Source organism: Pseudomonas sp. EA_35y_Pfl2_R5 (assembly GCF_963970805.1).
GTDB lineage: Bacteria > Pseudomonadota > Gammaproteobacteria > Pseudomonadales > Pseudomonadaceae > Aquipseudomonas.
On the sequence record NZ_CAXAOW010000005.1, the window covers coordinates 84,336 to 107,352 of the forward strand.

20 protein-coding genes and 3 tRNA genes are annotated in these 23,017 nt (G+C 58.9%); 2 read left to right on the forward strand and 21 right to left on the reverse strand.

Going from position 1 to position 23,017, the window contains the following annotated elements:
* Positions 1-43: 43 nt before the first annotated feature.
* The 7 genes from AACX99_RS11680 to AACX99_RS11710 all read right to left on the reverse strand — a co-directional run bounded on the left by AACX99_RS11680 (position 44) and on the right by AACX99_RS11710 (position 9,276).
* Positions 44-2,056: a DUF1302 domain-containing protein gene (locus AACX99_RS11680; protein ID WP_339411978.1), complete on the reverse strand. Its 2,013-nt coding sequence runs from the start codon at positions 2,054-2,056 to the stop codon at positions 44-46.
* A gap of 632 nt (positions 2,057-2,688) precedes the next feature.
* Positions 2,689-5,349, reverse strand: a complete 2,661-nt coding sequence (gene pepN, locus AACX99_RS11685; protein ID WP_339411980.1) for an aminopeptidase N — start codon at positions 5,347-5,349, stop codon at positions 2,689-2,691.
* Positions 5,350-5,403: 54 nt separating this feature from the next.
* A complete protein-coding gene (locus tag AACX99_RS11690; protein WP_339411981.1) occupies positions 5,404-6,240 on the reverse strand; it encodes a DUF2797 domain-containing protein in 837 nt (278 codons plus the stop codon).
* Positions 6,240-6,503, reverse strand: coding sequence for a YeaC family protein (locus tag AACX99_RS11695; protein WP_339411983.1), 264 nt, complete (start codon positions 6,501-6,503; stop codon positions 6,240-6,242). Before AACX99_RS11695 ends, AACX99_RS11690 begins: the two co-directional genes overlap by 1 nt.
* A gap of 45 nt (positions 6,504-6,548) precedes the next feature.
* A complete protein-coding gene (locus AACX99_RS11700; protein ID WP_339411985.1) occupies positions 6,549-7,418 on the reverse strand; it encodes a rhomboid family intramembrane serine protease in 870 nt (289 codons plus the stop codon).
* Entirely contained in the window at positions 7,415-8,389 is a 975-nt protein-coding gene (locus tag AACX99_RS11705) for a metallophosphoesterase (protein WP_339411986.1), read from the reverse strand. Before AACX99_RS11705 ends, AACX99_RS11700 begins: the two co-directional genes overlap by 4 nt.
* The gene (locus AACX99_RS11710; RefSeq protein WP_339411988.1) at positions 8,389-9,276 is read right to left on the reverse strand and encodes an NAD(+) kinase; all 888 of its coding nucleotides are present in this window, start codon (positions 9,274-9,276) and stop codon (positions 8,389-8,391) included. The genes AACX99_RS11705 and AACX99_RS11710 overlap by 1 nt, the downstream gene beginning before the upstream one ends.
* A 184-nt stretch (positions 9,277-9,460) precedes the next feature.
* On the opposite strand from AACX99_RS11710, the gene AACX99_RS11715 reads away from it, so the two are divergent.
* A complete protein-coding gene (locus AACX99_RS11715) occupies positions 9,461-10,408 on the forward strand; it encodes a DUF1853 family protein (protein ID WP_339411989.1) in 948 nt (315 codons plus the stop codon).
* 1 nt (position 10,409) lies between these two features.
* Here AACX99_RS11715 and AACX99_RS11720 read toward each other — a convergent pair whose 3' ends face one another.
* The 5 genes from AACX99_RS11720 to AACX99_RS11740 all read right to left on the reverse strand — a co-directional run bounded on the left by AACX99_RS11720 (position 10,410) and on the right by AACX99_RS11740 (position 16,662).
* Positions 10,410-11,519 carry a cyclic nucleotide-binding domain-containing protein gene (locus AACX99_RS11720; RefSeq protein ID WP_339411991.1) on the reverse strand — a complete coding sequence of 370 codons (1,110 nt, stop codon included), beginning with the start codon at positions 11,517-11,519 and terminating at the stop codon, positions 10,410-10,412.
* 41 nt (positions 11,520-11,560) lie between these two features.
* Complete coding sequence (locus AACX99_RS11725; protein ID WP_339411993.1) at positions 11,561-12,496, reverse strand: 1-aminocyclopropane-1-carboxylate deaminase/D-cysteine desulfhydrase; 936 nt, start codon at positions 12,494-12,496, stop codon at positions 11,561-11,563.
* Positions 12,497-12,498: 2 nt separating this feature from the next.
* Positions 12,499-13,869, reverse strand: coding sequence for a chromosome partitioning protein ParA (locus tag AACX99_RS11730; RefSeq protein WP_339411994.1), 1,371 nt, complete (start codon positions 13,867-13,869; stop codon positions 12,499-12,501).
* A gap of 262 nt (positions 13,870-14,131) precedes the next feature.
* Positions 14,132-14,500, reverse strand: a complete 369-nt coding sequence (locus tag AACX99_RS11735; protein WP_339412221.1) for a nuclear transport factor 2 family protein — start codon at positions 14,498-14,500, stop codon at positions 14,132-14,134.
* Positions 14,501-14,628: 128 nt separating this feature from the next.
* The gene (locus tag AACX99_RS11740; RefSeq protein WP_339411996.1) at positions 14,629-16,662 is read right to left on the reverse strand and encodes an NADPH-dependent 2,4-dienoyl-CoA reductase; all 2,034 of its coding nucleotides are present in this window, start codon (positions 16,660-16,662) and stop codon (positions 14,629-14,631) included.
* Between the two features lie 234 nt (positions 16,663-16,896).
* Between AACX99_RS11740 and AACX99_RS11745 the strand changes: the two genes are divergently transcribed.
* Positions 16,897-17,937 carry an AraC family transcriptional regulator gene (locus AACX99_RS11745; protein WP_445261863.1) on the forward strand — a complete coding sequence of 347 codons (1,041 nt, stop codon included), beginning with the start codon at positions 16,897-16,899 and terminating at the stop codon, positions 17,935-17,937.
* 363 nt (positions 17,938-18,300) lie between these two features.
* Here AACX99_RS11745 and AACX99_RS11750 read toward each other — a convergent pair.
* From AACX99_RS11750 to gspH, 9 genes are all read right to left on the reverse strand, one after another.
* Positions 18,301-18,377 (reverse strand) — tRNA-Asp (locus AACX99_RS11750).
* Between the two features lie 99 nt (positions 18,378-18,476).
* A tRNA-Asp gene (locus AACX99_RS11755) sits at positions 18,477-18,553 on the reverse strand.
* Between the two features lie 33 nt (positions 18,554-18,586).
* Positions 18,587-18,662: transfer RNA gene (locus AACX99_RS11760), tRNA-Val, on the reverse strand.
* A 125-nt stretch (positions 18,663-18,787) separates the two neighbouring features.
* A complete protein-coding gene (locus tag AACX99_RS11765; protein WP_339411997.1) occupies positions 18,788-19,309 on the reverse strand; it encodes a type II secretion system protein M in 522 nt (173 codons plus the stop codon).
* The gene (gene gspL, locus AACX99_RS11770) at positions 19,306-20,442 is read right to left on the reverse strand and encodes a type II secretion system protein GspL (RefSeq protein WP_339411999.1); all 1,137 of its coding nucleotides are present in this window, start codon (positions 20,440-20,442) and stop codon (positions 19,306-19,308) included. Before gspL ends, AACX99_RS11765 begins: the two co-directional genes overlap by 4 nt.
* Positions 20,439-21,404 (reverse strand): type II secretion system minor pseudopilin GspK, encoded by a 966-nt coding sequence (gspK, locus tag AACX99_RS11775; RefSeq protein WP_339412001.1) that lies wholly within the window; start codon positions 21,402-21,404, stop codon positions 20,439-20,441. The genes gspL and gspK overlap by 4 nt, the downstream gene beginning before the upstream one ends.
* On the reverse strand, positions 21,401-22,087 hold the full coding sequence (gene gspJ / locus AACX99_RS11780; protein WP_339412003.1) for a type II secretion system minor pseudopilin GspJ: 687 nt from the start codon (positions 22,085-22,087) through the stop codon (positions 21,401-21,403). The genes gspK and gspJ overlap by 4 nt, the downstream gene beginning before the upstream one ends.
* A complete protein-coding gene (gene gspI / locus AACX99_RS11785) occupies positions 22,084-22,473 on the reverse strand; it encodes a type II secretion system minor pseudopilin GspI (protein ID WP_339412005.1) in 390 nt (129 codons plus the stop codon). The genes gspJ and gspI overlap by 4 nt, the downstream gene beginning before the upstream one ends.
* Positions 22,470-23,012 (reverse strand): type II secretion system minor pseudopilin GspH, encoded by a 543-nt coding sequence (gene gspH / locus AACX99_RS11790; protein WP_339412006.1) that lies wholly within the window; start codon positions 23,010-23,012, stop codon positions 22,470-22,472. The genes gspI and gspH overlap by 4 nt, the downstream gene beginning before the upstream one ends.
* Positions 23,013-23,017 lie beyond the last annotated feature (5 nt).

Here is a 23,017-nt window from a genome sequence, read left to right on the forward strand (position 1 = left end):
AGCAACCGAGTGCCCGCAGGCACTCGATATTTTCTAGTTATATTTAGAAGGAATACTTAACGTTCAGGCCGATGTTGTCACGATCGCGACTGCCGTTGTTCTGGCCTGCACCAAAGAACTCGGTGTACTGGACCTCAGCTTCAAGGCTGTTCAGGTAGCTTGCACGCAGACCCAAAGTATAAGCCTGACGCCCCTCAATGAAATTGCCCGTCTGATGCGAATTACCTTCAAAGTCGTTTTTATAAACGGCAAATGGCGACAAATTCACACCAGCATAAACATCATTCCAGGTGCCTGATAAAACAAGCGTATAGCCGTAAGCATTTTTATTAATCTGATCCTTACGATTATCACGATCTTCATTACCAACGTATGAAGTATTGGGCCGCCCCGAATAGTAACGATTTTTTCCATTGAAATCAGTGTATTGGAGATCACTACCGCGCACGTGCTCAGAACCAAGTTCTGCAACACCAAAAAGCGAGTCAAAACTCAGCACAGGGCCAAAGTTATAAATTGTGCCCAATGTCGTATTAAAAGCTTCTACGCGCTCATAGTTATGAAGCTGCCCATCTCTAGTAATCGTCTGCCCAGCAACCAACGCAGAACCGTCCAAGCCGAAAGGTCCACCAGCCAGTAAGGGATTATTATTGACAAGCTTGGCCGCCTGACCAATCAAGTCGCCAAGCAAGTCGTTGGTAGTAGCAATACCAATAGGCATATTAGGGCGGTAGGCCAACTCCCCAAACACAGAAGCCTCGCCAATAGTAGTATTAAAGCTAAAGCCATACATGCGAATATCTTCTGCATACTCACGACGAGCATTTACATTTGCCAATGTATCCAAAGTAGCCAAACCACCAGCCAAGCCAACCGTCTGAGCGTTGACAGCTCCAAAGCTATTGGCCAAAGCAAGCATATCAATACCTGCATAGCCATTGAGATCAGCGTAAATCGAAGGTTCCTTCGAGTGGTAGTTTACAAAATAAGCTCCGAACTCAGTAGAGTTTAACTCCTCCACAATGTACTTGAAGGAAACGCCAAACTGACCATCATTTTTAGCATTAATATCGCTAGCAACATCAGCAACATGCACAGTAGAAGTCCCTGGGAAAGTAAAATTCTGACCACCAGAGCACAACCCACCAACACCGCCAGCGCAACGCCCCCCGGCCCCCGCTTGATAAAACTGGAGTATTGAGGCATTACCAAGGGCAGCTTGCGGCGCGGCTAAAGCACTACTACCTAGGTTGGTATAAGCACTGTTACCACCATCCGCAAACAAGTCCGTCTCAGAGAAATAAGTACCAACCGGATCAATTGCAGACTCTTTCCAATTCCACTGATAGAAGGCCTCCATTGATAGGTTGTCTGTCAAACCGATATTAAAACTAAACGCCTCTACCGGAACCAATACTTCTTTAACTTCAGACCCGGGCAAACGAAACTTAGCTGCATCGACCGGATTAGTTGTATTCACACCACCACGATAGAAAAGCCCTTCACCCCAGTTGAAAACTTGACGCCCTACACGAGCACTGACAGGCATATCAGCAACATCCCAGTTACCATACACATAAGCATCTAGAATTTGCGCACCCCGACCAGCCTTATGACGAGTCTCATAAGTAAAACTGTCATCTTTTGGATAGTTTTGGCTAGGCTGATTAGGGTTATTGGCGTCGTAGTAGTCGTTGCGTTTATCCATAATCTGAGTGTCATAGAACGCAGTGCCACGAACAAAGGCACCATAGTTCTGATAGGTCACTTCCATATCGGTAGTGATCTTGAAAACTTCGGATGCAAGTCCAGTATCAAAGTTCCGGTTACCATCGTTGGAGTTCACGTCGTTATTGCTACGATCCTGACCCTGTACACGCCAGAGTTGGCCGTAGGACACGGTGGAGTCGATAGAGCCGCTGATTTCATTATCGGCGAAGCTAAATTCCACCGCCTGGGCATGAGCAGCTACCAGCAGAGGAAGAATGCCGACAAAAGCAAAACCCGCTTTGGCAGGCGCGAAACGCAATACGGGCTTACTGGACTTAATTTCCATCGAAACGTTACTCCGTGGACAGATCATCTTTTTTGTACCCCAACCGCTGAGGCACGTTATGGCCGTACTGATGACGACCTTAAATGTTGATTGGAGACAGCCCCCAACGCGCTTACACGCACCTCTCTATTTGGCATGCACCATGACGAGGTCAAATCAGGTTAGCCACTGCAACCATAGTGCCAATTCAAACGAGCGTATAAAAAATCCACCGCAACACCACACAAACCAATAAACCACTTTATGACTGATCATTCAGCAGCCAGATAACAGTATGTAATGACCGCTTTTTCCTATTTTGTCCTACCATTTGGCGCAATCGGTCACCTCGCTGTTACGCAAACGCCGAAGTGCTTCAAACAAATCAGCCAAGGTCAAGCCAAGCAGCTCAATTCACATTGCGCAAACTTTGCTTACATTTAATCGGGTAACACAAAAAGTGTTACCCGATTAAGCCAGGTAACACTTTTATACCGATAAAAGAACGGTGTGAAGAACCTGTAAGCCTATGCGTTGCACATAGATACGTAAAATCGGTCTTTAGTGTTAACGCACTGATCAGAAATCAACCAAGCGCATCCAACACCTTATCTACGGCGGCGCTGCCACCCTAGATTGTTACCGCTCACTTATTAACCAGCCAGGCTTTTGCTAACCACTTCATAGACATCACTGGACAGCTCACCTGAGGCCAGGATGCGCTGCAGTTGTTCTTTCATTTGAGCCTGACGCCCACTGCCATATTTGGCCCAGCGCGTCAGTGGCGCCAGCAGACGCGAAGCGATCTGCGGGTTGAGTCCATTTAGGGTAATGACCTGATCCGCCAGGAAGCGGTAGCCGCTGCCATCAGCCTGGTGGAAGCCCAACAGGTTCTGCCCGGCAAATGCGCCGATCAAAGCGCGTACCTTGTTCGGGTTCTTTAAGGTAAATGCCGGGTGCTGCATCAGTTGCTCAACGCGCTGCAGCGCACCAGGCAAGGCGCAGGCAGCCTGCACGCTAAACCACTGATCCATAACCAGCGGGTTGTCCTTGAAGAAGTCGGCGAAGCTGGCCAGGGCAACGGCCTTCTCGGCCCCGAACGGAGAATTGACCAGCACCGCCAACGCGGTCAGGCGCTCGGTCATATTGTCAGCGTTCTCGAACTGCTCCAGGCAGGCAGCCAGCACCTCGGCCTTGTTGCTAAGCATCAGGTAGGACAGTGCGATGTTCTGCAGGCTGCGCCGGGCAAAGTGTTCGGCCTCTGCCACATAGGCGCTAGCGCGGGACACCTCGCGGTTACGTTGATAGCGCTGCCACAGCAGATCGAACAGCGCATCCGACAGTTGCTTGCGGGCAAATTCACGGGCGGCGTGGATGGCTTCGACATCGGCCACAGCACTGATTTCCGTCAGATAGGCTTCACCCGGCAGCGAAAGCATTTCGGCGACCATGGCCTGATCCAGCGACTCATCCGCCAACAGCGTTCGGCAGGCCTCAACCAGGCGCTGATCGAGTACCAGAGACTCGCCACGCTGATGCTGGCCAATCAACTCCTGCAGCACCTGCACCGACAATTGTTGCCCTGCTTCCCAGCGGTTGAAACCATCGCTGTCGTGCTGCATCAGGAACATCAACTGATCACGACTGTAAGGAAAGCTCAGCTTGATCGGCGCAGAAAAGCCGCGCAGCAACGACGGCAGCGGCTTTTCCGGCAGATTGACAAAGGTGAACGCCTGTTCGGCTTCGGTCACCTGCAGCACACGGGAAAGCTCATCCGCAGCATCTTCGCCGACCAATTGCAGCGGCAGCTCACGGCCCTGGGAATCCAGCAAAGCCAGCTCTACGGGGATAACAAAGGGCAGTTTCTCCGCCTGCCCAGGGGTGGCTGGGCAGTTTTGGCGAAATTGCAGGCGATAGCTGTTGGCAGCGGCGTCGTAACTTTCACTGACCTCCAAGCGCGGCGTGCCGGCCTGGCTGTACCAGCGCTTGAACTGTGCCAGGTCGATGCCATTGGCCTCTTCCATCGCGCGGATAAAGTCATCACAGGTCACGGCCTGACCATCATGTCGCTCGAAGTACAGGTCGCTGCCTTTACGGAAGCCCTCGGCACCGACCAGGGTGCGGATCATGCGCACCACTTCCGAGCCCTTCTCGTAGACGGTCAGGGTGTAGAAGTTGGAGATTTCCATAAAGGCATCCGGGCGCACCGGGTGGGCCATGGGGCCGGCATCTTCGGCGAACTGGTGGGTGCGCAGATAGGCCACATCCTCGATACGCTTGACCGTACGCGAGTGCATATCGGCGCTGAACTCGGCATCGCGGAAGACGGTAAAGCCTTCCTTGAGCGACAACTGGAACCAGTCGCGGCAAGTCACGCGGTTACCTGACCAGTTATGGAAGTACTCGTGGGCCACTACCGCCTCAACGCGCTGGTGGGCAGCATCGGTGGCGGTTTCTGCCTTCGCCAGCACGCAGCTGGAGTTGAAGATGTTGAGGCCCTTGTTCTCCATGGCGCCCATATTGAAGTCGTTGACCGCAACGATCATAAAGATGTCCAGGTCGTACTCACGACCATAGACCTCTTCATCCCACTTCATCGACTTCTTCAGGCTGTCCATGGCGTGCTGGCATTTGTCGATGTTTTCCGGCTCGACATAAATACGTAGCGCCACGTCGCGCTTGCTCATGGTGGTAAAGCTGTCTTCCACACACCAAAGATCGCCGGCGACCAGGGCGAACAGGTAGGCCGGCTTCATAAAGGGGTCTTCCCAGGTCGCCCAGTGCCGGCCACCGTCCTCGCTACCGCTGGCAATCGGGTTGCCATTGGACAGCAGCACCGGGTAGTCATGCTGCGCCGCGCTCAGGGTGGTGGTGAACTTGCTCATCACGTCCGGGCGGTCGAGGTAATAGGTGATCTTGCGGAAACCCTCGGCCTCACATTGGGTACAAAACATGCCGCTGGACTTGTACAGGCCTTCCAGCGCGGTGTTGCTTTCCGGGTGGATGCGCACGCTGCTGTCGATCACAAAGCTGGCGCTAGTGGGCTGCAAGGTCAGATGGCTGTCGTTCAGCTGGTAATCGCCGGCACTCAGCTCGCGGTCATCCAGCGCCACACTGAGCAGCTCCAGCTGCTGACCATCCAGCACCAGCGGTGGCAAACCTGCGCCCGCTGCCGGGTTACGGCGCATCACCAGTTGCGCATGCACCAGGGTGTGATCCTCGAACAACTCGAAGGTCAGGTGCGTTTCATCAATCAGATAATCCGGGGCCTGGTAGTCCTTGAGGTAGATCATCTTCGGCTGTTCGGTGCGCATGGCTTGTGGCCCTTTGTCTGCGGCGCGCGGGCGCCGGGTTCGCGAATAGGTAACTCAGGCGGCCAGTTCGTGAACGGCCAGCTGGTAAGCGGTGTACTTGCGGATATTGATCACGCCGGTGTCGAACATCAGGTACTGGCCCTTGATGCCCAGCAACGTGCCCTCGGCCAGCGGATTCTTGTCCAGGTTGAAACTGGTGATCTTGGCCGGGTAGGCATCAATCGGGTAGGCAATCTGCACCACGGCCTGATCGCTGAGCGGCTGGATGGCCTGAATGCCAAAGCGCTGCTGCAACTCGGTGAGCCCATTGCCGCAACTGGAAAACAACTGTTCGCGCACAGCGAGCAGGTCGACTGGCGCGGCGTCGCCCTTGAGCAGCGCGCGCCAGTTGGTTTTATCCGCTACTTGGCTGCGCAGCAGGTCTTCGACAAAGCCAGACTGCTGGCGGGTGGCAACGCGCAGAATCGGCAGCGCTTGGGTCGCGCCTTGATCGATCCAGCGTGTGGGAATCTGCGTGGCGCGGGTGATGCCGACTTTCACGCCGCTGGAGTTGGCCAGATAGACCACATGATCGGTCATACAGAACTGCTCGCCCCAGCTGGGCTCGCGGCAAGTGCCGGCCTCATAGTGGCAGCGCTCCGGGCTCATGATGCAGATGTCGCACTGCGCCAGTTTCTGCATGCAGGGGTAGCAGTAGCCCTGGCTAAAGCTGCTCTTGGTCTTGCGCCCGCAGTGGGTGCAGTGGATCGCGCCCAAGAACTCCAGACGCAGGCTTTTGCCGATCAGCGGATTAACCGGCAGCAGTTCCTCACCCAGGCGAAAGCTGTACTGCACCGGCGCATCCAGCTGCGCCGCCATTTTGCTCAGGGCACCACGAGCCAACTCACTCATCAGTGCAGGGTGTCCGAGGATTTGAACAACAGATTGGGCACCGGCTCGGATTTGCTGCTGCACTCCTGCGGCCCCATATAGCCGATGCGTTCCTCTTCCGGCAGGTTGTGGCTTTCCCAGGCGATCAGCGCCTGCAAGGTCAGTTCCTTCTGCTCCTGGCTCAGCTTGCGGCCATCGGGCCATTTACCGATTTCCACAGCCAGCTTGAGGCTCTGGTAGATCTCAGGGGTGATGTTTTCAATCGCTTCAAGAAAGGACGACATGGCGCCTCCAAATGCAAAGTGGCAGTTTACCAGCCTGAAGAACAACTAACTGTGTCGCCGACGCGCCAGCGCACCACCGACCAGCCCGGTCAGGCAACCGGCCAGCAAGCCGCCGACATGCGCCGCGTTGGCAATTGCGCCAAATTGCAGCAGCTCGAAGATGCCGGTCATGCAGATCAGCAGCCAGGCCAGCATCATCACCAATACCCCCGGCGGCAACCGATAGGCGGGAGTCGGCGCCAGGCGCTGGAAAATCCAGCAATGCCCGAGTAAGCCGTACAGCACGCCGGACAGGCCGCCGAACAGCGATGGGCCGGCATGCAGGTACTGGGCGAAATTGGCCGCCAAGCTGAACAGCAGGGTCAGCCCCACAAGCATCACGGCGCCCTGACGCGCCTCGATACGCCGTCCCAGCTCCCAATACCAGAGGCTGTTCATGGCCAAATGCAGCCAGCCGAAATGGATCAACATAGGCGTCAACAGCCGCCACCATTGGCTGCTTGCCAGGGTTTCATTCAGATAAGCGAGATGGATGTAGCCGTCTTGAATGCGAAAATCGACAAAACTAAACCAGCGGATTGTCGTGTAGTTCTCGCCTGTACCGGTTACAGCAAAGACCACGAAGGTCAGCGCCAGCATGATGGCGGTCAACGGGCTGCTTTTCAGCTGTTGAACAAAACCCGGCGCGGCCTCTGCAGAAGCCGGTGACGATTCAAGCAACACCTCAGCATCGCCTTGCGGGTAGCGCCCATAGAGTTCGCGCACCTGCTCGGCCAGTTGCTCGCCAGGCACCCAGAGCACCTGCTCGCCCGCCTCTTCAGCGACGCGGTGCGGCACCTGCAAGCGCTGCAGCAAACTGATAAAGCCACTCAAATCGACCTGTTCGGGCAAACGCATGGCCGCTACTGCACTCATGGCCGCGCCTCCGGGCTGTCGACATCGACCCAGACGAACTTGCTGGCGTCCAAGCGCGTTTCCTGATCCAGCCGATAGGCCACCAGCTTGCCGTTCAATACGGCGCTGTAATCCAGGCAGGCCAGATTGCTGCGAATCGGCGCGGGCTTACCGCTGCGCCAGTAGTGGCCGACAAACAACAGTGGCTGATCGGCACCGTATTTGAGCAGTTCGGTTTTCTGCATTTCGCTGAGCGGCATCTGCGCCGCCAGTTCGGGCAAGGCGTCAGGCTGGAAGACAATATCGCCGTAGGTCTGCGGGTCTTCTTCCCAGAACTTGGTGCGAAAGTGTGCGCGGGTAAAGCCGTCATCACTGGTCAAGGTCATGCCATGCGGCAAGCGCATGTCGGTGCCGCGCAGCAGACGATCCAGTGCAGTGTTGGCAAAACTGCCATGTACGGCAGCGGCCTGGAGAAAATGCTCATCAATGCAGCCATCAGCAAACTGCGCACGCAGTGGCTCGATCAAGCTGTCGTCCCAGCAGGCATGCACCACGCGGAAATACCCGGCATCGATAAACAGCGGCAACTCGTAGAACCAATCGAGAAATTCTTGCCACTCCGCCGGGTAGGCGTTGAACTGCTCCAGGGTTTCCTTGATCAGCCGCGCATGCCGCGGCGTGTGCTCACGGACAAATTGCCGACCGCTACCGGGCGCGACTGGCGTGCTCCAGGCCAGGGCATTGAACTCATGGTTGCCCATGATGCACAGCGCCTGCCCGGCCACGACCATGTCGCGCACCAGATGCAGCGCCTCACGGATACGCGGGCCGCGGTCGACCAGATCGCCGAGGAAAATCGCCATACGCTGCGGATGCCGCCATACCCCCGCCTGCTGGCGATAGCCCAAGGTGCTTAGCAGATGTTCCAGGGTTTTCGCGCAACCATGGATATCACCAATAAGGTCGTAACCGCGAGCGGGATCGAGGTGCATTAGTCACCCCCGCCGAGCCGGCTACCCCAACCCAGTTTATTGCGGCAGACCTCGTAATAGTTGTGATCCAGCGGGTGAATCAGGCGCAGCTTCTGCGGCCGTTTGGCCACCGTAATGGTATCACCAGGGGCGCAGGTGAAGTGGTTCTGCCCGTCGCAGGAAATCAGCGGATAAATCTGCAAATCTTTGGACACAACGATTTTCAGCTCGCTGTTGCCATCCACCACAATCGGCCGACTGGACAAGGTATGCGGGTACATCGGCACGATTACGATGGCATCCAACTTAGGGTGCATGATTGGCCCGCCAGCAGACAGCGCATAGGCGGTGGAACCGGTCGGTGTGGCGACAATCAGGCCGTCAGCCTTCTGGCTGCAGACGAACTGGCCATCAATAAACAGCTCGAATTCGATCATCCGCGTGGACTTACCCGGATGCAGCACCACATCATTGAGCGCATCACCCTGGCCGATGGCCTCGCCATTGCGGCGCACCTCGGCCTCCAGCAGAAAGCGGTTCTCGGTCAGGTAATGCCCTTCGAGCACCTGCGCCACCTTCACTTCCAGCTCATCAGGGCGAATATCGGTGAGAAAACCCAGACTGCCGCGGTTGACGCCCAGCACCGGCACCTTGTGCCGCGCCAGCGCACGGGCCGCGCCAAGCATGCTGCCATCACCACCAACCACGATGACCAAGTCGCACACCTCGCCGAGAATCTTGCGCGAAGAAGTCTGCAGGCCATGGCCCGGTAGCACTTCAGCGATGGTGTCTTCAAGGATCACATGCAGGTGACGAGCGAGCAGAAACTTCTTCAGCCGGCGAATGGTGTCGAGAACCTGGGTGCTGCCCAGCCGGCCGATGATGCCGATATTACGAAACTGCTCCATGGTGCTCCTGCCAGGCTTTGATTCTAGTGGGTCGGATTATGGGCGAAAGCCCATGGCAGCGGCAAACTGCTGACCTCTATGGCTGTGTTAAAGGACTTGTTAAAGAGCCTGCGGGCTTGCTTTTGAATCCGCAGAACCGACGCGCAGCAGGTCGCAAATAACCGCAAAGCGCTATGCTCGCAACATGATGCCTTTCCCCTCACTCACTGACCTGCCCTCGCAGCTGCACCAGCCCGCCGTGCGTGACCTGGCCTGGGCGTTACTCTCGCCACCACTGCTGACACAGACGCCCTGGCCGCAACGTCACCCGCTAACTGCCAGCGGCTGGATCCAGCAACCCAATGCGCTGGCTGACTGGCTGCTGAGCCTGGATGCCGACAGTCATGCCTTACAACAGTGGCTAAGCCAACGCTCGGTGCGCCGCCTGGGGTTGTACTACGAACGTCTCTGGCAATTTGCCCTGCATGCCGCGCCTGGTACCGAGGTGCTGGCCGCCAACGTGCCCATCCGCCAGCAGGGTCATACCCTGGGTGAGCTGGATATGTTGCTGCGCGACGAGGAAGGCGTGCATCACTTGGAGCTGGCGATCAAGCTGTATCTGGGCCAACAGCAGTGCAGCGGCGCGGAGCTGGCACACTGGTTAGGCCCCGGCAGCCATGACCGCCTGGATATAAAACTGGCACACCTTGGTCAGCACCAGCTGCCGTTGTCGGCACGTGTCGAAGCCCAACAACGCTTGGCTGAGCTGGATATTCAGCAACCTCAGGCGGCGCTGTGGCTGGGCGGTTATCTATTCTATCCCTGGCAGCAGCCGTCCTATGCAACCCCTGCGGATGGCAACTCTGTGCACCTGCGCGGGCGCTGGCTGCATCAAGGAGACTGGCCAAGCTTTGCCAGACACAACCCAGGTCACTGGCAGCCGCTAGCCCGGCACACTTGGTTGGCATCAGCGCGTATCGAGGAAGAGCACCTGTGGTCGCACGAGCAATTCAATCAATGGCTCACGGCACTGCCGAACGATGCTAACGCGCAGTTGCTCGTACGCCTGATGGAAGGCCCGCGGAATGACTGGCTAGAGGCTGAGAGAGTGTTTCTGGTGAATGATCACTGGCCGACCCAACCGGTTGGCTAGCTCAGAGACTGCGTTCGGTACGCCCGCCCGAGCGCGCCAGATAGCCCGAACCACTTTCACACAGCAGCGCATCACGCTGGATCGCCGGCAAAGCATCCACCCCATCACGCAAGGCATAGGCACTGTAGCCAAGCTGAGAAAGCAGGAACACCGCGCTGCTGCTGCGCTTGCCGCTGTCGCAGTAACACAGATAGGTGCGCGTCTTATCCAGCAGGCGGGCCTTCAGGCGTAGCAGTTGTAGCGGCATATTAAGTGATTGCAGTGCATGGGCACGCTCGTATTCCTCCTGCAGGCGCACATCCAGCCATTGCGCGCCTGCAGCGAGCAAACGCGAGGCTTCGCCGAGCGACACCTCATCGACCACTGGGGCTTTAAGCAAAGCGAAGAAGTCCTGGCGATCCAGACGCAACACCACACCATCTTCCAGCATGGTCACCGTGGCGTTGCGCGGGCGGTCGGCCAGCAAGGCTTCCTCACCAAAGCAGGCGCCAATTTCCAGCTCGGCCAACACCTGCTGCGCGCTGTCCGCGCCGCGAATTACCTCGGCCCGGCCATTTTTAAGGAAGTAGCAGCTGTCACCCACATCACCTTCCTGCAATACAGTGCTGCCAGCAGTCAACTCGATACGTTGCAGACGTTCCAGCATGGCGCGCACGTTGGACGGTGGCACTTTGGCAAATAGCGGGTTTTCCAGCAGACGCTCCAGCCATTCGACCTCTGCATGGTTCTGCCCCAACTCCAGCAGCAGGTCCTGGTAGGCCAGACGCCAGGTCACCAGCCGATTGAGGGTGGCGGTGTCCAGCGCCAGCACACTGGCATCGGTTAGCGCCCGCGCCTCATGCAGGCGTGGCAGGCTCGGTGACAATGGGTGACAACTAGCCTCGCTGCCGGCTTGCAAACGCTGCTCCTGGCCGTCGACCGCTTGCAACAGCAACTCGCCGGCCAGCAGGTAATAGGTCAAGCGCGCCTGATCACCCGGACGAAACAACAACTGCCCCGCCAGCAAAGGCTGCGGCACCAGTTGTGTACGCAGCTCGCGCCACTGCTGCTCGGACAGCACATTGAGTGGCGTCAGGCTGCGTAACTGTTCGGGGTTTAGGGGTTCGCTCATGGAATATCCAGGCTCCGCTGGTGAAATTCAGTGTAGCCGGGTTAATCGGCCGAGCATGCTTTAAGCGCCGCAGCACGGCCCTGCAAGCCACCCGTATGGACAAGCACCAAGCGGCTGCCGCGAGCAAAGTAACCGGCCTCGACCTGCTGGCGCAACGCCATTAATGCCTTGGCGGTATACAGCGGCTCCAGCGGCACGCCACTTTCGGCTTCCGCTGCCTGCATAAAATCGAGCAACTCGGCATCCATCTTGGCAAATCCGCCACGGCTGGCCTCATGCAACTGATAACACCCGACTGGCATACCGGCAGCTTGAACAATCGCCTGCACCTGCTGCTCGACACCATGGTCGGCCGGCACCGCCAAAGCCCCATACACCGGATGCGCGGCAGCCTCGCCAAGCAGCAGACCTGCCAAAGTGGTGCCCGTGCCTGCCGCCAGCCACCAGGCGTCGTAATCGGCCCAGCCGAGGCTTGGCAGCTGCTCACGAAGCTGCTGCACCAGGCTTATGCACCCCAGCGCTCCGGGCAGGCCACCACCGCCCTCGGGCAGCGGATAAAAGCCCGGATACTGCGCCTGCCAAGGCAACCAGAAGTCGGCCGCATGCCGAGCGCGGTAACCCGCATAACCCAGCCAGTGCAGGTGCATACCGAAGGCCTGCAAATCATCCACAGTAGGGGTTTGTTGCGGGTGGCCACGCAGCAGCCCGACCGTTTGGAAATTGAAGCGCTTACCGGCGGCAGCCAGGGCATGCAGATGATTGGAATGCGCGCCGCCCAGGCTGATCACACCAGTGGCGCCGCTGGCCTCTGCCGCGCGTAGATGATGCGAAAGCTTGAACCATTTATTGCCGCTGATCAGTGGATCAAGCAGGTCCAGGCGCAGCACTGCTAGCTCGATCCCAGCAGCTAGCGCCCACTCCAATCGCAAGGGTTGCAAGGGCGCGCGCGGCGCCCAATCAGGCAGGACAACAGGCAAGATTAACTGACAGTACGCAAACGACTACTGGCCTTGTGCCGCGCACAGCAATTGGATTCACCCAAGGCAAAACGGCTTGGGGTATCAATACGGTCGATGGGGATGGCGCAGCGCTCGCCACTTGGCAGTGAGGCTTCGCAACTCGGCTGCTGGTAATGCGCCAGCCAATGGCGGTATTGCTCTTCACTGACAAAACACTTGGCTGCGGCATAGGCCAGAGGGTTGTCCTGATACGAGGCAATATCCTGCAGCGGGATGGTCAGGTGACCCGCTCCGGGGTGATAGACCACAAAGACCACACCGAGCTTGGCCAGGCGCTCAAGAATCTGATCACCGCCCTGGCTGGCCAGATCGGCGTAGGCGCGTTTGAGGCGATTAATCTCCTGCTGGGCCTGGGTGTCCTGCTCGCCGCGATAAGCCAGCTCGACATCGCGAATAGCAATCTGCTCTTTGTACTCGGCCACTGCTGAGGCGATCTTGGCCTGCATTTCGCCTTCGAACTGCGCACGCAGACTATCGCTTTCGCTGCGGCCATCACGTTCCAGTGCGCGCAGTTGCTCAGTCATCTCTTCACGGGAAGTTTGGAAGCTCGCCGCCTGAGCAGCCAATTGCGCCTTCAGAGAGGCGTTGTGCTCCTCCTGCTGACGCAAGGCCTGGTGTAAGCCGTGGATTTGCGCCTGCAGGTTCTTGCTCTGCTCGTCGCTGGCCAACTTGAATTTTGCCAGTTCATCTTCGTGATGCTGGGTCAGGCTGCTAATGCGCAAGCGCTGCTGCTTGATCAGCTGCGCAGCTTTCAGACGCTGTTCCTGATCAAGCTTTTCAGTGGCCTTGGCCGCTTCATCCTGGGCAGGGTCCGCCGCGTACCATTTATCTTCAGAAGCCATTTGCAGCCGCTCGGGCGCGACCGCCTGAGCATTTTCATCTTCAGCCAGCAAACCCAGGCTGTTGCGCTTGACCACATCGCGCAGCAGCGCCAAGTCGTTATTACCAGGCGTCAGGCTAGGGTCCCAGAGGTGCATCTGGTGCCAGGACACCGGGCACTGGCTACGGCAAGCCAGGCGAATCGGTCCCGCACCCAGGTCAGGGCCGCGCCCGGCACGCTCGGCCAAAGCCTGCAAGGGGATATTCCAGCCGGAATCCGGCGCGCCCTTTTCGTCGAAATCCAAGTAGAAAAATACCAGCGCCTTGATCAGCAAGCGCGGGTTGATCAGCACGTACGCCACACGCATCTGCTCGTCGGCGAACTCCGGCATATTCACCACGCCGTCGAGCAAAGCTTCAAATTCGGGGAAAAACATTTGCTTGCAGATACCGCCACGCTCACTGAAGAACAGTACGGCCTCGACCATCTGCGGCTTGTTCTGCATGCTCATCGGTTTTCCTCTAGGCCAAACGGGCACTCCGCTCAGCAGTGACTCATCCTGCTTATGCTGCGCAAAAAATGGCGCATACGGCAAGACTGCCAACATTATGACGGGTTAAGCAAGGCCCATGTTGCAGGCGCTATACCCTTGTTCAGGCAAGTCTAGGGGAAAAACCAAGCCCAGCAATGTGACTGGGTTGGCAGTCGCCCTGCCAGCCAGGCGCTAAAAACCGGCTTACAGGGCGAAATTGTGATGGATTTGGTGCAACGCCTCAGGCTTTTGCAGCCGCCAGGAATGGAGCCAGGCGCCGGCCCATTTCCTCACCCAAAGCCTGCAGGCCACTCATGGGGCGAACCATCACTTCAAAATCGACGATCTTTCCGGCTTCATCGAAGCGAATCATGTCGATGCCCTTGAGCTCGCGCTCACCCACCCTGGCACTGAACTCCAGCACCACGTTAAGGCCATCGGCACTGGCCAGCTCACGGTGGTAGGCAAAGTCGACGAACACCTTACTCACGGTATTGAGAATCAGCGACACCATCGGCGCACCGGCATAGGGTTTGTGTGCCATGGGCGAACGGAATACCGCCTGCGGATGAAGCAGCTCGGGCAACGACCTCAGATCATTGCTCTGCATCAGGCCATGCCACTTAGCGAGTGTGGCGGCCGCTGCCGGTTGCAATTGTGCATTATCAGACACGGACTTCTCCTTATTGTTGTGAGCCGCATACAAAACGCCCCGCACTAGGCGGGGCGTCGATTCCTTTAGAGTTCGGCGGCGAGACGCGAGCCCTGGTTGATCGCGCGCTTGGCGTCCAGCTCGCTGGCCACATCAGCACCGCCAATCAGGTGCACGCTCTGCCCGGCGCTTTCCAGGCCCTCCTGCAGTTCGCGCAGCGGGTCTTGGCCGGCGCAGACGATCACCGTATCCACCGGTAACACCTGCGCCTCGCCACCGGCGATGCTGATATGCAGGCCAGAGTCGTCGACCTTGAGGTACTCGACCGAGTTGAGCATCTGCACGTTCTTGTTCTTCAGACCTGTGCGGTGAATCCAGCCGGTGGTCTTGCCCAGGCCGTCGCCGACTTTGGATTTCTTGCGCTGCAGCAGGAACACATCACGCGCCGCCGGGTGCGGACTAGCCTGAATCCCCGCCACGCCACCACGAGCCTCCAGCGCGCCGTCGATGCCCCACTCCTTCCAGAACTCCTCGCGGTTGAGGCTGGTCGCCTCACCTTGGTGGGTGATGAACTCGGAGACGTCGAAGCCGATACCGCCGGCACCAATCACCGCAACCTTCTGGCCGACCGGCTTGCGCTGCAGGATGGCGTCCAGGTAGCTGATCACCTTGGCATGCTCGATACCCGGAATCACCGGAGTGCGCGGAGCGATACCGGTGGCCAGAATGATCTCGTCATAACCGCCCTTGGCCAGATCATCAGCCGACACACGGGTATTCAGGCGCAAATCAACGCCAGTGGTTTCCAGCTTGCGCTTGAAGTAGCGCAGGGTTTCAAAGAACTCTTCCTTGCCCGGCACGCGCTTGGCCACGTTGAACTGGCCGCCGATTTCGCTGGCCGAGTCGAACAGGGTCACGCTGTGGCCACGTTCGGCCGCCACGGTGGCAGCGGACAGGCCAGCAGGGCCGGCGCCGACCACGGCGATCTTCTTCACGGCGGTGGTCGGAATGTAGTTCAGCTCGGTTTCGTGGCAGGCACGCGGGTTGACCAGACAACTGGTCAGCTTGCCGCCGAAGGTGTGGTCCAGGCAGGCCTGATTACAACCAATGCAGGTGTTGATTTCGTCGCTGCGGCCCTCTGCGGCTTTGTTAACGAAATCAGGGTCGGCGAGGAATGGGCGCGCCATGGAGACCATGTCGGCGTCGCCCTCAGCCAGCACTTGCTCAGCCACTTCCGGGGTGTTGATGCGGTTAGTGGTGATCAGCGGAATGCTCACTTCGCCGCGTAGCTTGGCGGTGACCTTGGTGAAGGCCGCACGCGGCACCTTGGTGGCGATGGTCGGGATACGCGCCTCGTGCCAGCCGATACCGGTGTTGATCATAGTGGCGCCAGCCTTCTCGATGGCCTTGGCCAGCAGGACGATCTCGTCCCAGGTGCTGCCGCCTTCGACCAGATCGAGCATCGACAGGCGGTAGATGATGATGAAGTTCGGGCCGACGGCCTCACGCACGCGGCGGACGATCTCCACCGCCAGGCGCATACGGTTCTCGTAGCTGCCGCCCCAACGGTCGGTACGGTGGTTGGTGTGGGCGGCGAGGAACTGGTTAATGAAATAACCTTCCGAGCCCATGATTTCCACACCGTCGTACTCGGCCTGCTGAGCCAGTACCGAGCAGTTGATAAAGTCCTGGATCTGCTTCTCGATGCCCTCCTCGTCCAGCTCTTTAGGCTTGAACGGGTTAATCGGCGCCTGTATCGCGCTTGGCGCTACCGATTTCGGGCTGTAGGCATAACGGCCGGCATGCAGGATCTGCATGCAGATCTTGCCGTCCGCTTCATGCACCGCGCGGGTGACAATCTTGTGCTTTTCGGCTTCCTCGGCGGTGGTCAGCTTGGCTGCGCCGGAATACACGCCACCCTCATCGTTCGGGCCGATACCCCCCGTCACCATCAGACCAACGCCGCCACGGGCACGCTCAGCGAAATAGGCCGCCATGCGCTCAAAACCATTGGGCTTTTCTTCCAACCCGGTGTGCATCGAACCCATCAAGGTGCGGTTCTTCAGAGTAGTGAAGCCCAGATCGAGCGGGGCCAGCAGGTGGGGGTACTGAGCAGTCATGGACATCTCCACATCGGGTGTTGGCATTTCACGGAAGTGCTGCAGCCTCTTAAATGGGCCACAGTCGATATGGTCTAGACGATAATCAGCCGTGACGAACAGCTCAATGACTCAAAGTAACAACCTAATGATTAAAAAGAGCAGTAGCTCTTGGCAAAGCTCAAGCGCCTGCCTACCCTGACGGCCTTATCTAAATGCCCGAACTTGAACGAGCGCAAACGGGATAACAACACAATGCTGAAAAGCACGCGGGTCAAACTCGGCGATCTCTCGGTCGGCTTTGTCGAAAGTCTGGCCGATGCCATGCGCCGTTGCGCCCAGGACCCACAACCACTGCTCGATAGTTACGATCTGGATGCTGCGCGCCTGGCCGAGCCGCGCGCGCGACTGTCGATTCCGCGCTATATGCGCCTGGGCCATAGCGCTATCCAGCAATGTGGCGAACCTGGCCTTGGATTGCTGATGGGGCAAACCAGCCGCCTAAGCCAACTTGGCCTGGCCGGTGTGACGGCCATGCAGGCACCGACCGTGCGTGAAGCGGCGCGCGCGCTGATTCGTTTCGAGCCGCTGTATGCCAGCAATTACCGCGGCCAGTCGAGCCTGCACGAAGACAATCGGGGCGCCTGGCTGCGCTTCTATTCGATCAGTCCGTACAACGCCTATAACCGCTTCGTGGTCGACTCGGTTCTGGCCAGCTGGGCACAACAACTCAGCAAGCTGGCGCAGCAGACACTGCCCGTGGAGAAAGTGCAGATCGAATTTCCCGCGCCCAGCTATGCCATGCAGCACGCCGAATTGTTTGCCTGCCCCGTGGAATTTGCCAGTGAGCACAACCAGCTGCGCCTGAGCCAGCAGAGCCTGAACCTGCGCAACCCCGAGCACTGCCCAAGCACCTGGCGGCACCTGCTGGAAATCTGTGAACGGGAACTGACGCAGCTGACCCGCACGCGCAACCTGCGCGAGCGCATTACTCAGCTGCTTGGCCCACTGCTGCACGGCCGCGAACCGGACCTGGCAGAAGTCGCCGCACGCCTACAGCTACCGACCTGGACCCTGCGGCGCAAGCTTGCCGAGGAAGGCACGCAGTTTCGCAGCATCCTCAACGACACCCGCCGCGACCTGGCCATGGCCTATATCCGCGACACCGAACTGGCCTTCGGCGAAATCGCCTACCTGCTCGGCTTTGCCTCGGCCGAAGCCTTCCAGCGCGCATTCAAACGCTGGAACCAGCAAACGCCAGGGGAATACCGCCGGGAGCAGCGCCGGGCGCTCTAACAGTTCTAAAGCGGATCAGAGCTCGGTGGCGTCTTCGTCGCGCTCCGGCACATCCTGCTCAGTGGCGCGCGCTTCCAGCAGCTCTTCTTGATAATCGTCCATTGCCTGTCCTCCCACTCGATATGTCAGCAATCGCTCATTGGATTAACAAGGAGCATGCCAATCAAGCTAGAGCAGACAGATGAACACAAGATGACAGTTTGTCGCGTGGCAGACCCAGGGCAGCCCCACAGGAAATTACAGGCAATAAAAAATGACCGGGAGTCATTTTTAACGTCGCGAAGCGACGGCCCGAAGGGTTGCCGCCACGGATGGCGCGCAATAAAAAGCCCGCTGATATCGCTATCAGCGGGCTTTCTAATATGGCGCAGCGGACGGGACTCGAACCCGCGACCCCCGGCGTGACAGGCCGGTATTCTAACCGACTGAACTACCGCTGCATGTCGGTGGACTTACGTCCGTACAACTCTTGCTTAGTCTGATAAATCAGCCTTTAGAGCTTTTTCATCTCAACCTGAACCATCTCAAGTTGGAAAATATGGCGCAGCGGACGGGACTCGAACCCGCGACCCCCGGCGTGACAGGCCGGTATTCTAACCGACTGAACTACCGCTGCGCGTCGGTGGACTTTCGTCCGGTTTCACAAGAGTGGTGGGTGATGACGGGATCGAACCGCCGACCCTCTGCTTGTAAGGCAGATGCTCTCCCAGCTGAGCTAATCACCCGCTGCTTGCGAGGCGCGAAATTTACGCAAGGGCCGCACCTAAGTCAACACCCTGCTTCAAGTTTTTCTAAAAAAGTGCAAAAAACGCTGCCCTTGCCAGGGGCTATCACAGGGCACGCCGCGCCCTTATTGCGCCACCCGCAGATTTAACCGAGCAGCCACCTTATTGTCCTCGGCACGATCCAACCCGGCTTCGGCGATTTGTACACCCTGCTCCTGCAGCACCGTGAACCAACGCAGCAACTGGGCAAAAGGCGCCGGCTGCAGATTGAGCTGCACGGCACCATCGCCAGAGTTGTCCAAGCGTTCAATTGTCAGCCCCTGGGTTGCAGCCGTGGCCGTGACCATGCCTTGCAATCGCGCCGGATCAATCGCCTGCTGCGGGGTGCTGGCCACATTGCGCGCAGCCGGCGCCTGACTATGCAGGTAGGCATTCAACTCGCGCTGCGTTTCAAACGCACTGCGTGCTGCGGCCAAACGCTCCTGCGTCGGCTGCCAGAGTGTCAGATAGAGCAGCACCAGTAGCAGAAACGCGCACAGGCTGCCCAGTGAGAATTGCTCACGCGGCGCCAGAGCGCGCCAGCGCTGCAACAACAGTGAATTATCCAGCTGCGCGGTAAAACCTTTGCCCTGCGAAACCATACTCATCCCCCGATCACCACGCGCGCGCTGACACCTGCACCTTCCCGACTGGCCGAGCCCAGTTGCACCGCCATGCCGCTTTCCTGCAAGCGCTCACGCAGACGCTCCAGTTCGGCAAAGCCGGCAGCCTGTACCTGCATAGCCAGATCTCCGCGCACCTCACTGAAATCCACCTGACTGATCTGCACCTGGCCGCCTTCGGCAGCCAGCGCGCCGCTGACCTGGGCCAGCATGCCAAGCAAACGGGCTTGCCCGCTGCCCGCACCTGCTTGCAGATGCTGATCAAACTGCGCACGCAGGTTGACCAGCTTGCTGTCCTGGGGAAACAGCTCCTTGTACAACGCGGCGCTGGCGGCCGCGTATTCATCGGCCTGACGTTGCAGGTGCCAGCCCTGCGCCAGATTGAAGCCCCACTGCAGCACCAGCCACATACCGACCAGCCCCAGCAAGGGCCGCCAGCGTTGCCACTGGCCGTTACTGCTTTGCACGGCGAACTCGCCCTGCGCCAGGTTGTTGCGCAGCGGCTGCTGGGCCAGCCAAACAAAGGGATCAGCCACCACCATACTTTCATCCACCGGTTGCGGCGCCGGATGCTGCGGGTCACACCAGGCAACCTGTGGCTGCGCGCACAAGGGGCTCAGCTGCGACCAGTCCTGCGCCTGCAAGGCCATCCGCGTCACATTCTCGCCGCCCAGTAGCCAGCGCCCGTGCAGCGGCAAGAGCGCAGTGCCTGACCCCGGCAACAGATCAGCATCTACAACGATCGCCTGAGGCGCGCTGGGGCATAGCGCCAGCCAGCCAGCCAGCCAGCTACGACGCACGGCAAACACCCGATGACGACCATCGGCCAACTGCTCACCTAAAGCCAAATGCATTAGCTCGACTTCCTCAGCGAGCAACTCTTCCACGGCAAACGGCAATGCCTGACGCAACCAGCGCGCTTTGCGGGTTGGCAGATTGACCGCGCAGGAGGTGACAGCTTCGACTGGCAACACCAAGATCCAACTGCTACCCAGTTGCGTCTGCGCCTCGCCGAACGCCTGGGTTTCGCTGACCCCATCGGCCACCCACTGCACGGGGAGATCCGCCTGCGCGCCGGCACAGGCGGCGGGCGGTAGAAATAGATAAGCCTGACTCATGGTTCGACTTCCTCAACGGGCGCCGGCGGCATACCGCCCTGCCCCAAATCACGTGCTAGAACATACAGCTGACCATCACTGGCGCGCTGCAAGGTGCTGCGTAAAACCTGACGGCGCTCACCCACAGTGACTTCACTGAGCACCTGAAAATACTGACTGCCGACCGCCAGCCCCTGGCTCTGCACCTGCAAGCCACTGAGCTGCGAGGTAAAGCTCGGTAAGTCACGATAGCCCTCACTGCCCCGCGCGGCGACCAGCCCTTGGGCGGTGCTCAGCGGCAGGCCTTCGGCCACACTGGCCAACACCCGCGCGCTGGCGGTATTGACGTTAAGCGTGGCATCCGCCGGCAAGACGCTGATGTAGGGCGACAGGCGCTGGTAATCCGCCTCGGTCATTTCCAGCAACAGACGCAGCTCAGAGACATCCTTCAACTCTCGGTTGCCCGCGCGATAAGGTGGCTGCGCCAGCAGGTATTGATTGTCTTCCGCACCGTAACCGCCGCTGGGCTGATCGTCAGCGTCCAACCAATCGAGCAGGCGTTCGGCGTAAGGCGCTTCAATTTGCAGCCCCAGCAGCAGACGACGAAATTGCGCCACGGCGGCTTCATTAGGCTGCCCTTGGCGCAACAGGCTGTTGAGATTGAAACGCCCTGTCAGATCGGTGATCTGCACGCGCAAGACGCCACCTTCATCCAAGGAGTAAGGCGCACGGGCGTTGGCCCAGGCTTCGCCCGGGTGATCCACCGGCGCACGCGGGTCACCTTCACGCAAGTCACGCTGCAGAATGGCCTTGGCCAGCGTCTCGCCGCCCAGGGCGTAATGCCAGGCTTGGCGCACATGCAACTGGTTCGCGCTGCTGCGGATCGACAGTTGTTGACGGGCGATAATCCCCGCGCTGACCACCGTGACCACAGCCACTACCAGCAAGACGGTGATCAGCGCCATGCCGCGCTGCCGACTCATAAGCGCGGCTCCTCAGGAGTATCTTCAACGGGATCGTCTGGGCTCGGCTCAGGCGCTTGCTGCAGTCGCTTCGGCAAGCCTTCAGGTAGGCGCAACACACGACGTATCTCGCCATAGCGACGGTGCTCAAGCACCAGCTCAACGGCCTGCGGTAACAGCTTCAGTGCATCATCCGGATCATTACCCAGCGGCGGCCAACTGGTCTGCCAGCTGCCCTCCTGGTCCAGATAGCGCAATTGCATGTGGGTCACCCCATCGAGGGCGGTTTGCACCTGCGGCTGACTGTCCTGCGCCTGATCCAGCACCGTCCAATAGTGACGCTGCCACTGCTCACCACTAAGTTGCCAGCGCACGCGCTGCAGACTGGAGCGTTGCTGCGCAAGGGGGTTACGCCAGCCGCTACGGGTCAGTTCCAGAGCGGGGCTATCGAGGTCGTCACCGAGCAAAGCAGCGCGTGGATCGCCAAAAGCGTCACGCGTGGGCCGGGCTTGTACCTGCAACACATCGCGCTCGAATGCGGCCATGGCGCGCACCAGCTCGCGTAGTTGCATCTCATGGGCGCGGGTGACTTTATCGGTTTGCAGCACGCTATCTAGCATGCGGTAAGTACCCAACCCCAACAGAGCAAAGATGGCGATAGCAATCAGCAATTCGAGCAGGGTAAAGCCGCGCGCCGCTCTCATTGCAGCACCCCGAGAAAACCATTCAGACTGATCACCGCGCGCTCACGTACATCACCGCCCAAGCGCCCCTGCTCTGAGGGCGCGACCCACAAGGTGACGCGGCGCATATCCGCCTCGCTGGTGACCAGCACCTCGCTTTGCCACTGCCAGCGCCGCCCGGCGAAATCCACCTCGCCCTGGTCACGGCCATCAGCAACCGGAGTCTTCGACAACTGAAACTCCGTCAGCTGGTTATCGGCGACCCACATGGCCAGTGTTTTTTCTTCTAGACGCGAGGCGGTTTGCAGGCTGCGTGCGGTGGCGGTCAGTACGCTGGCTGCAACCAGTGCGAAAATCGCCAGGGCCACCAACACCTCGAGCAGGGTAAAACCGCCTGCACGCTTCATCGTTTGCGCCCTGCCGGTTGTTCACTCTCGACCTTGGGTAACTGAAAACCGTCGCTGACCAATTGCAGGCGCAGCCCATCGACGCGGCGCTCGGCCAGGCGCAAACGAAACGGGCTGATTTCCCCACTGGACAGCAACAACAACTGCGGCGTCAGAGCGCCTTTGCTTGGTTCCTCGTCCTCAGGAAGAGGCAGCTCCAGGGCTGCGCCTTCCAGCTCGACGCTCAACTCAGCCCAGCCCGGCAATTTATGGGGCTTGCCCGATAGCGCCTGCCAACTCTGCTTCGCCGAGTCGTAGCGCAGTACTTGGTAGGCCTCACGACTAAGCAACAGGCCGTATTCCTGGTTATCCAGCACCGCTTCTTCGGCCAGCACGCCAATCAGCCCAGCCAGCCGTTCGGCTTCGTTATGCAACTCGCGCCCAGGACCGGCGATGCCCACACTGAGCACCGCAATACCGATCAGGCTGCCGAGAATCACCAGCACCACCAGCAGTTCGATCAGGGTAAAACCCCCAGCCTGGCTCGGTTGCTGGCGCATGGGAA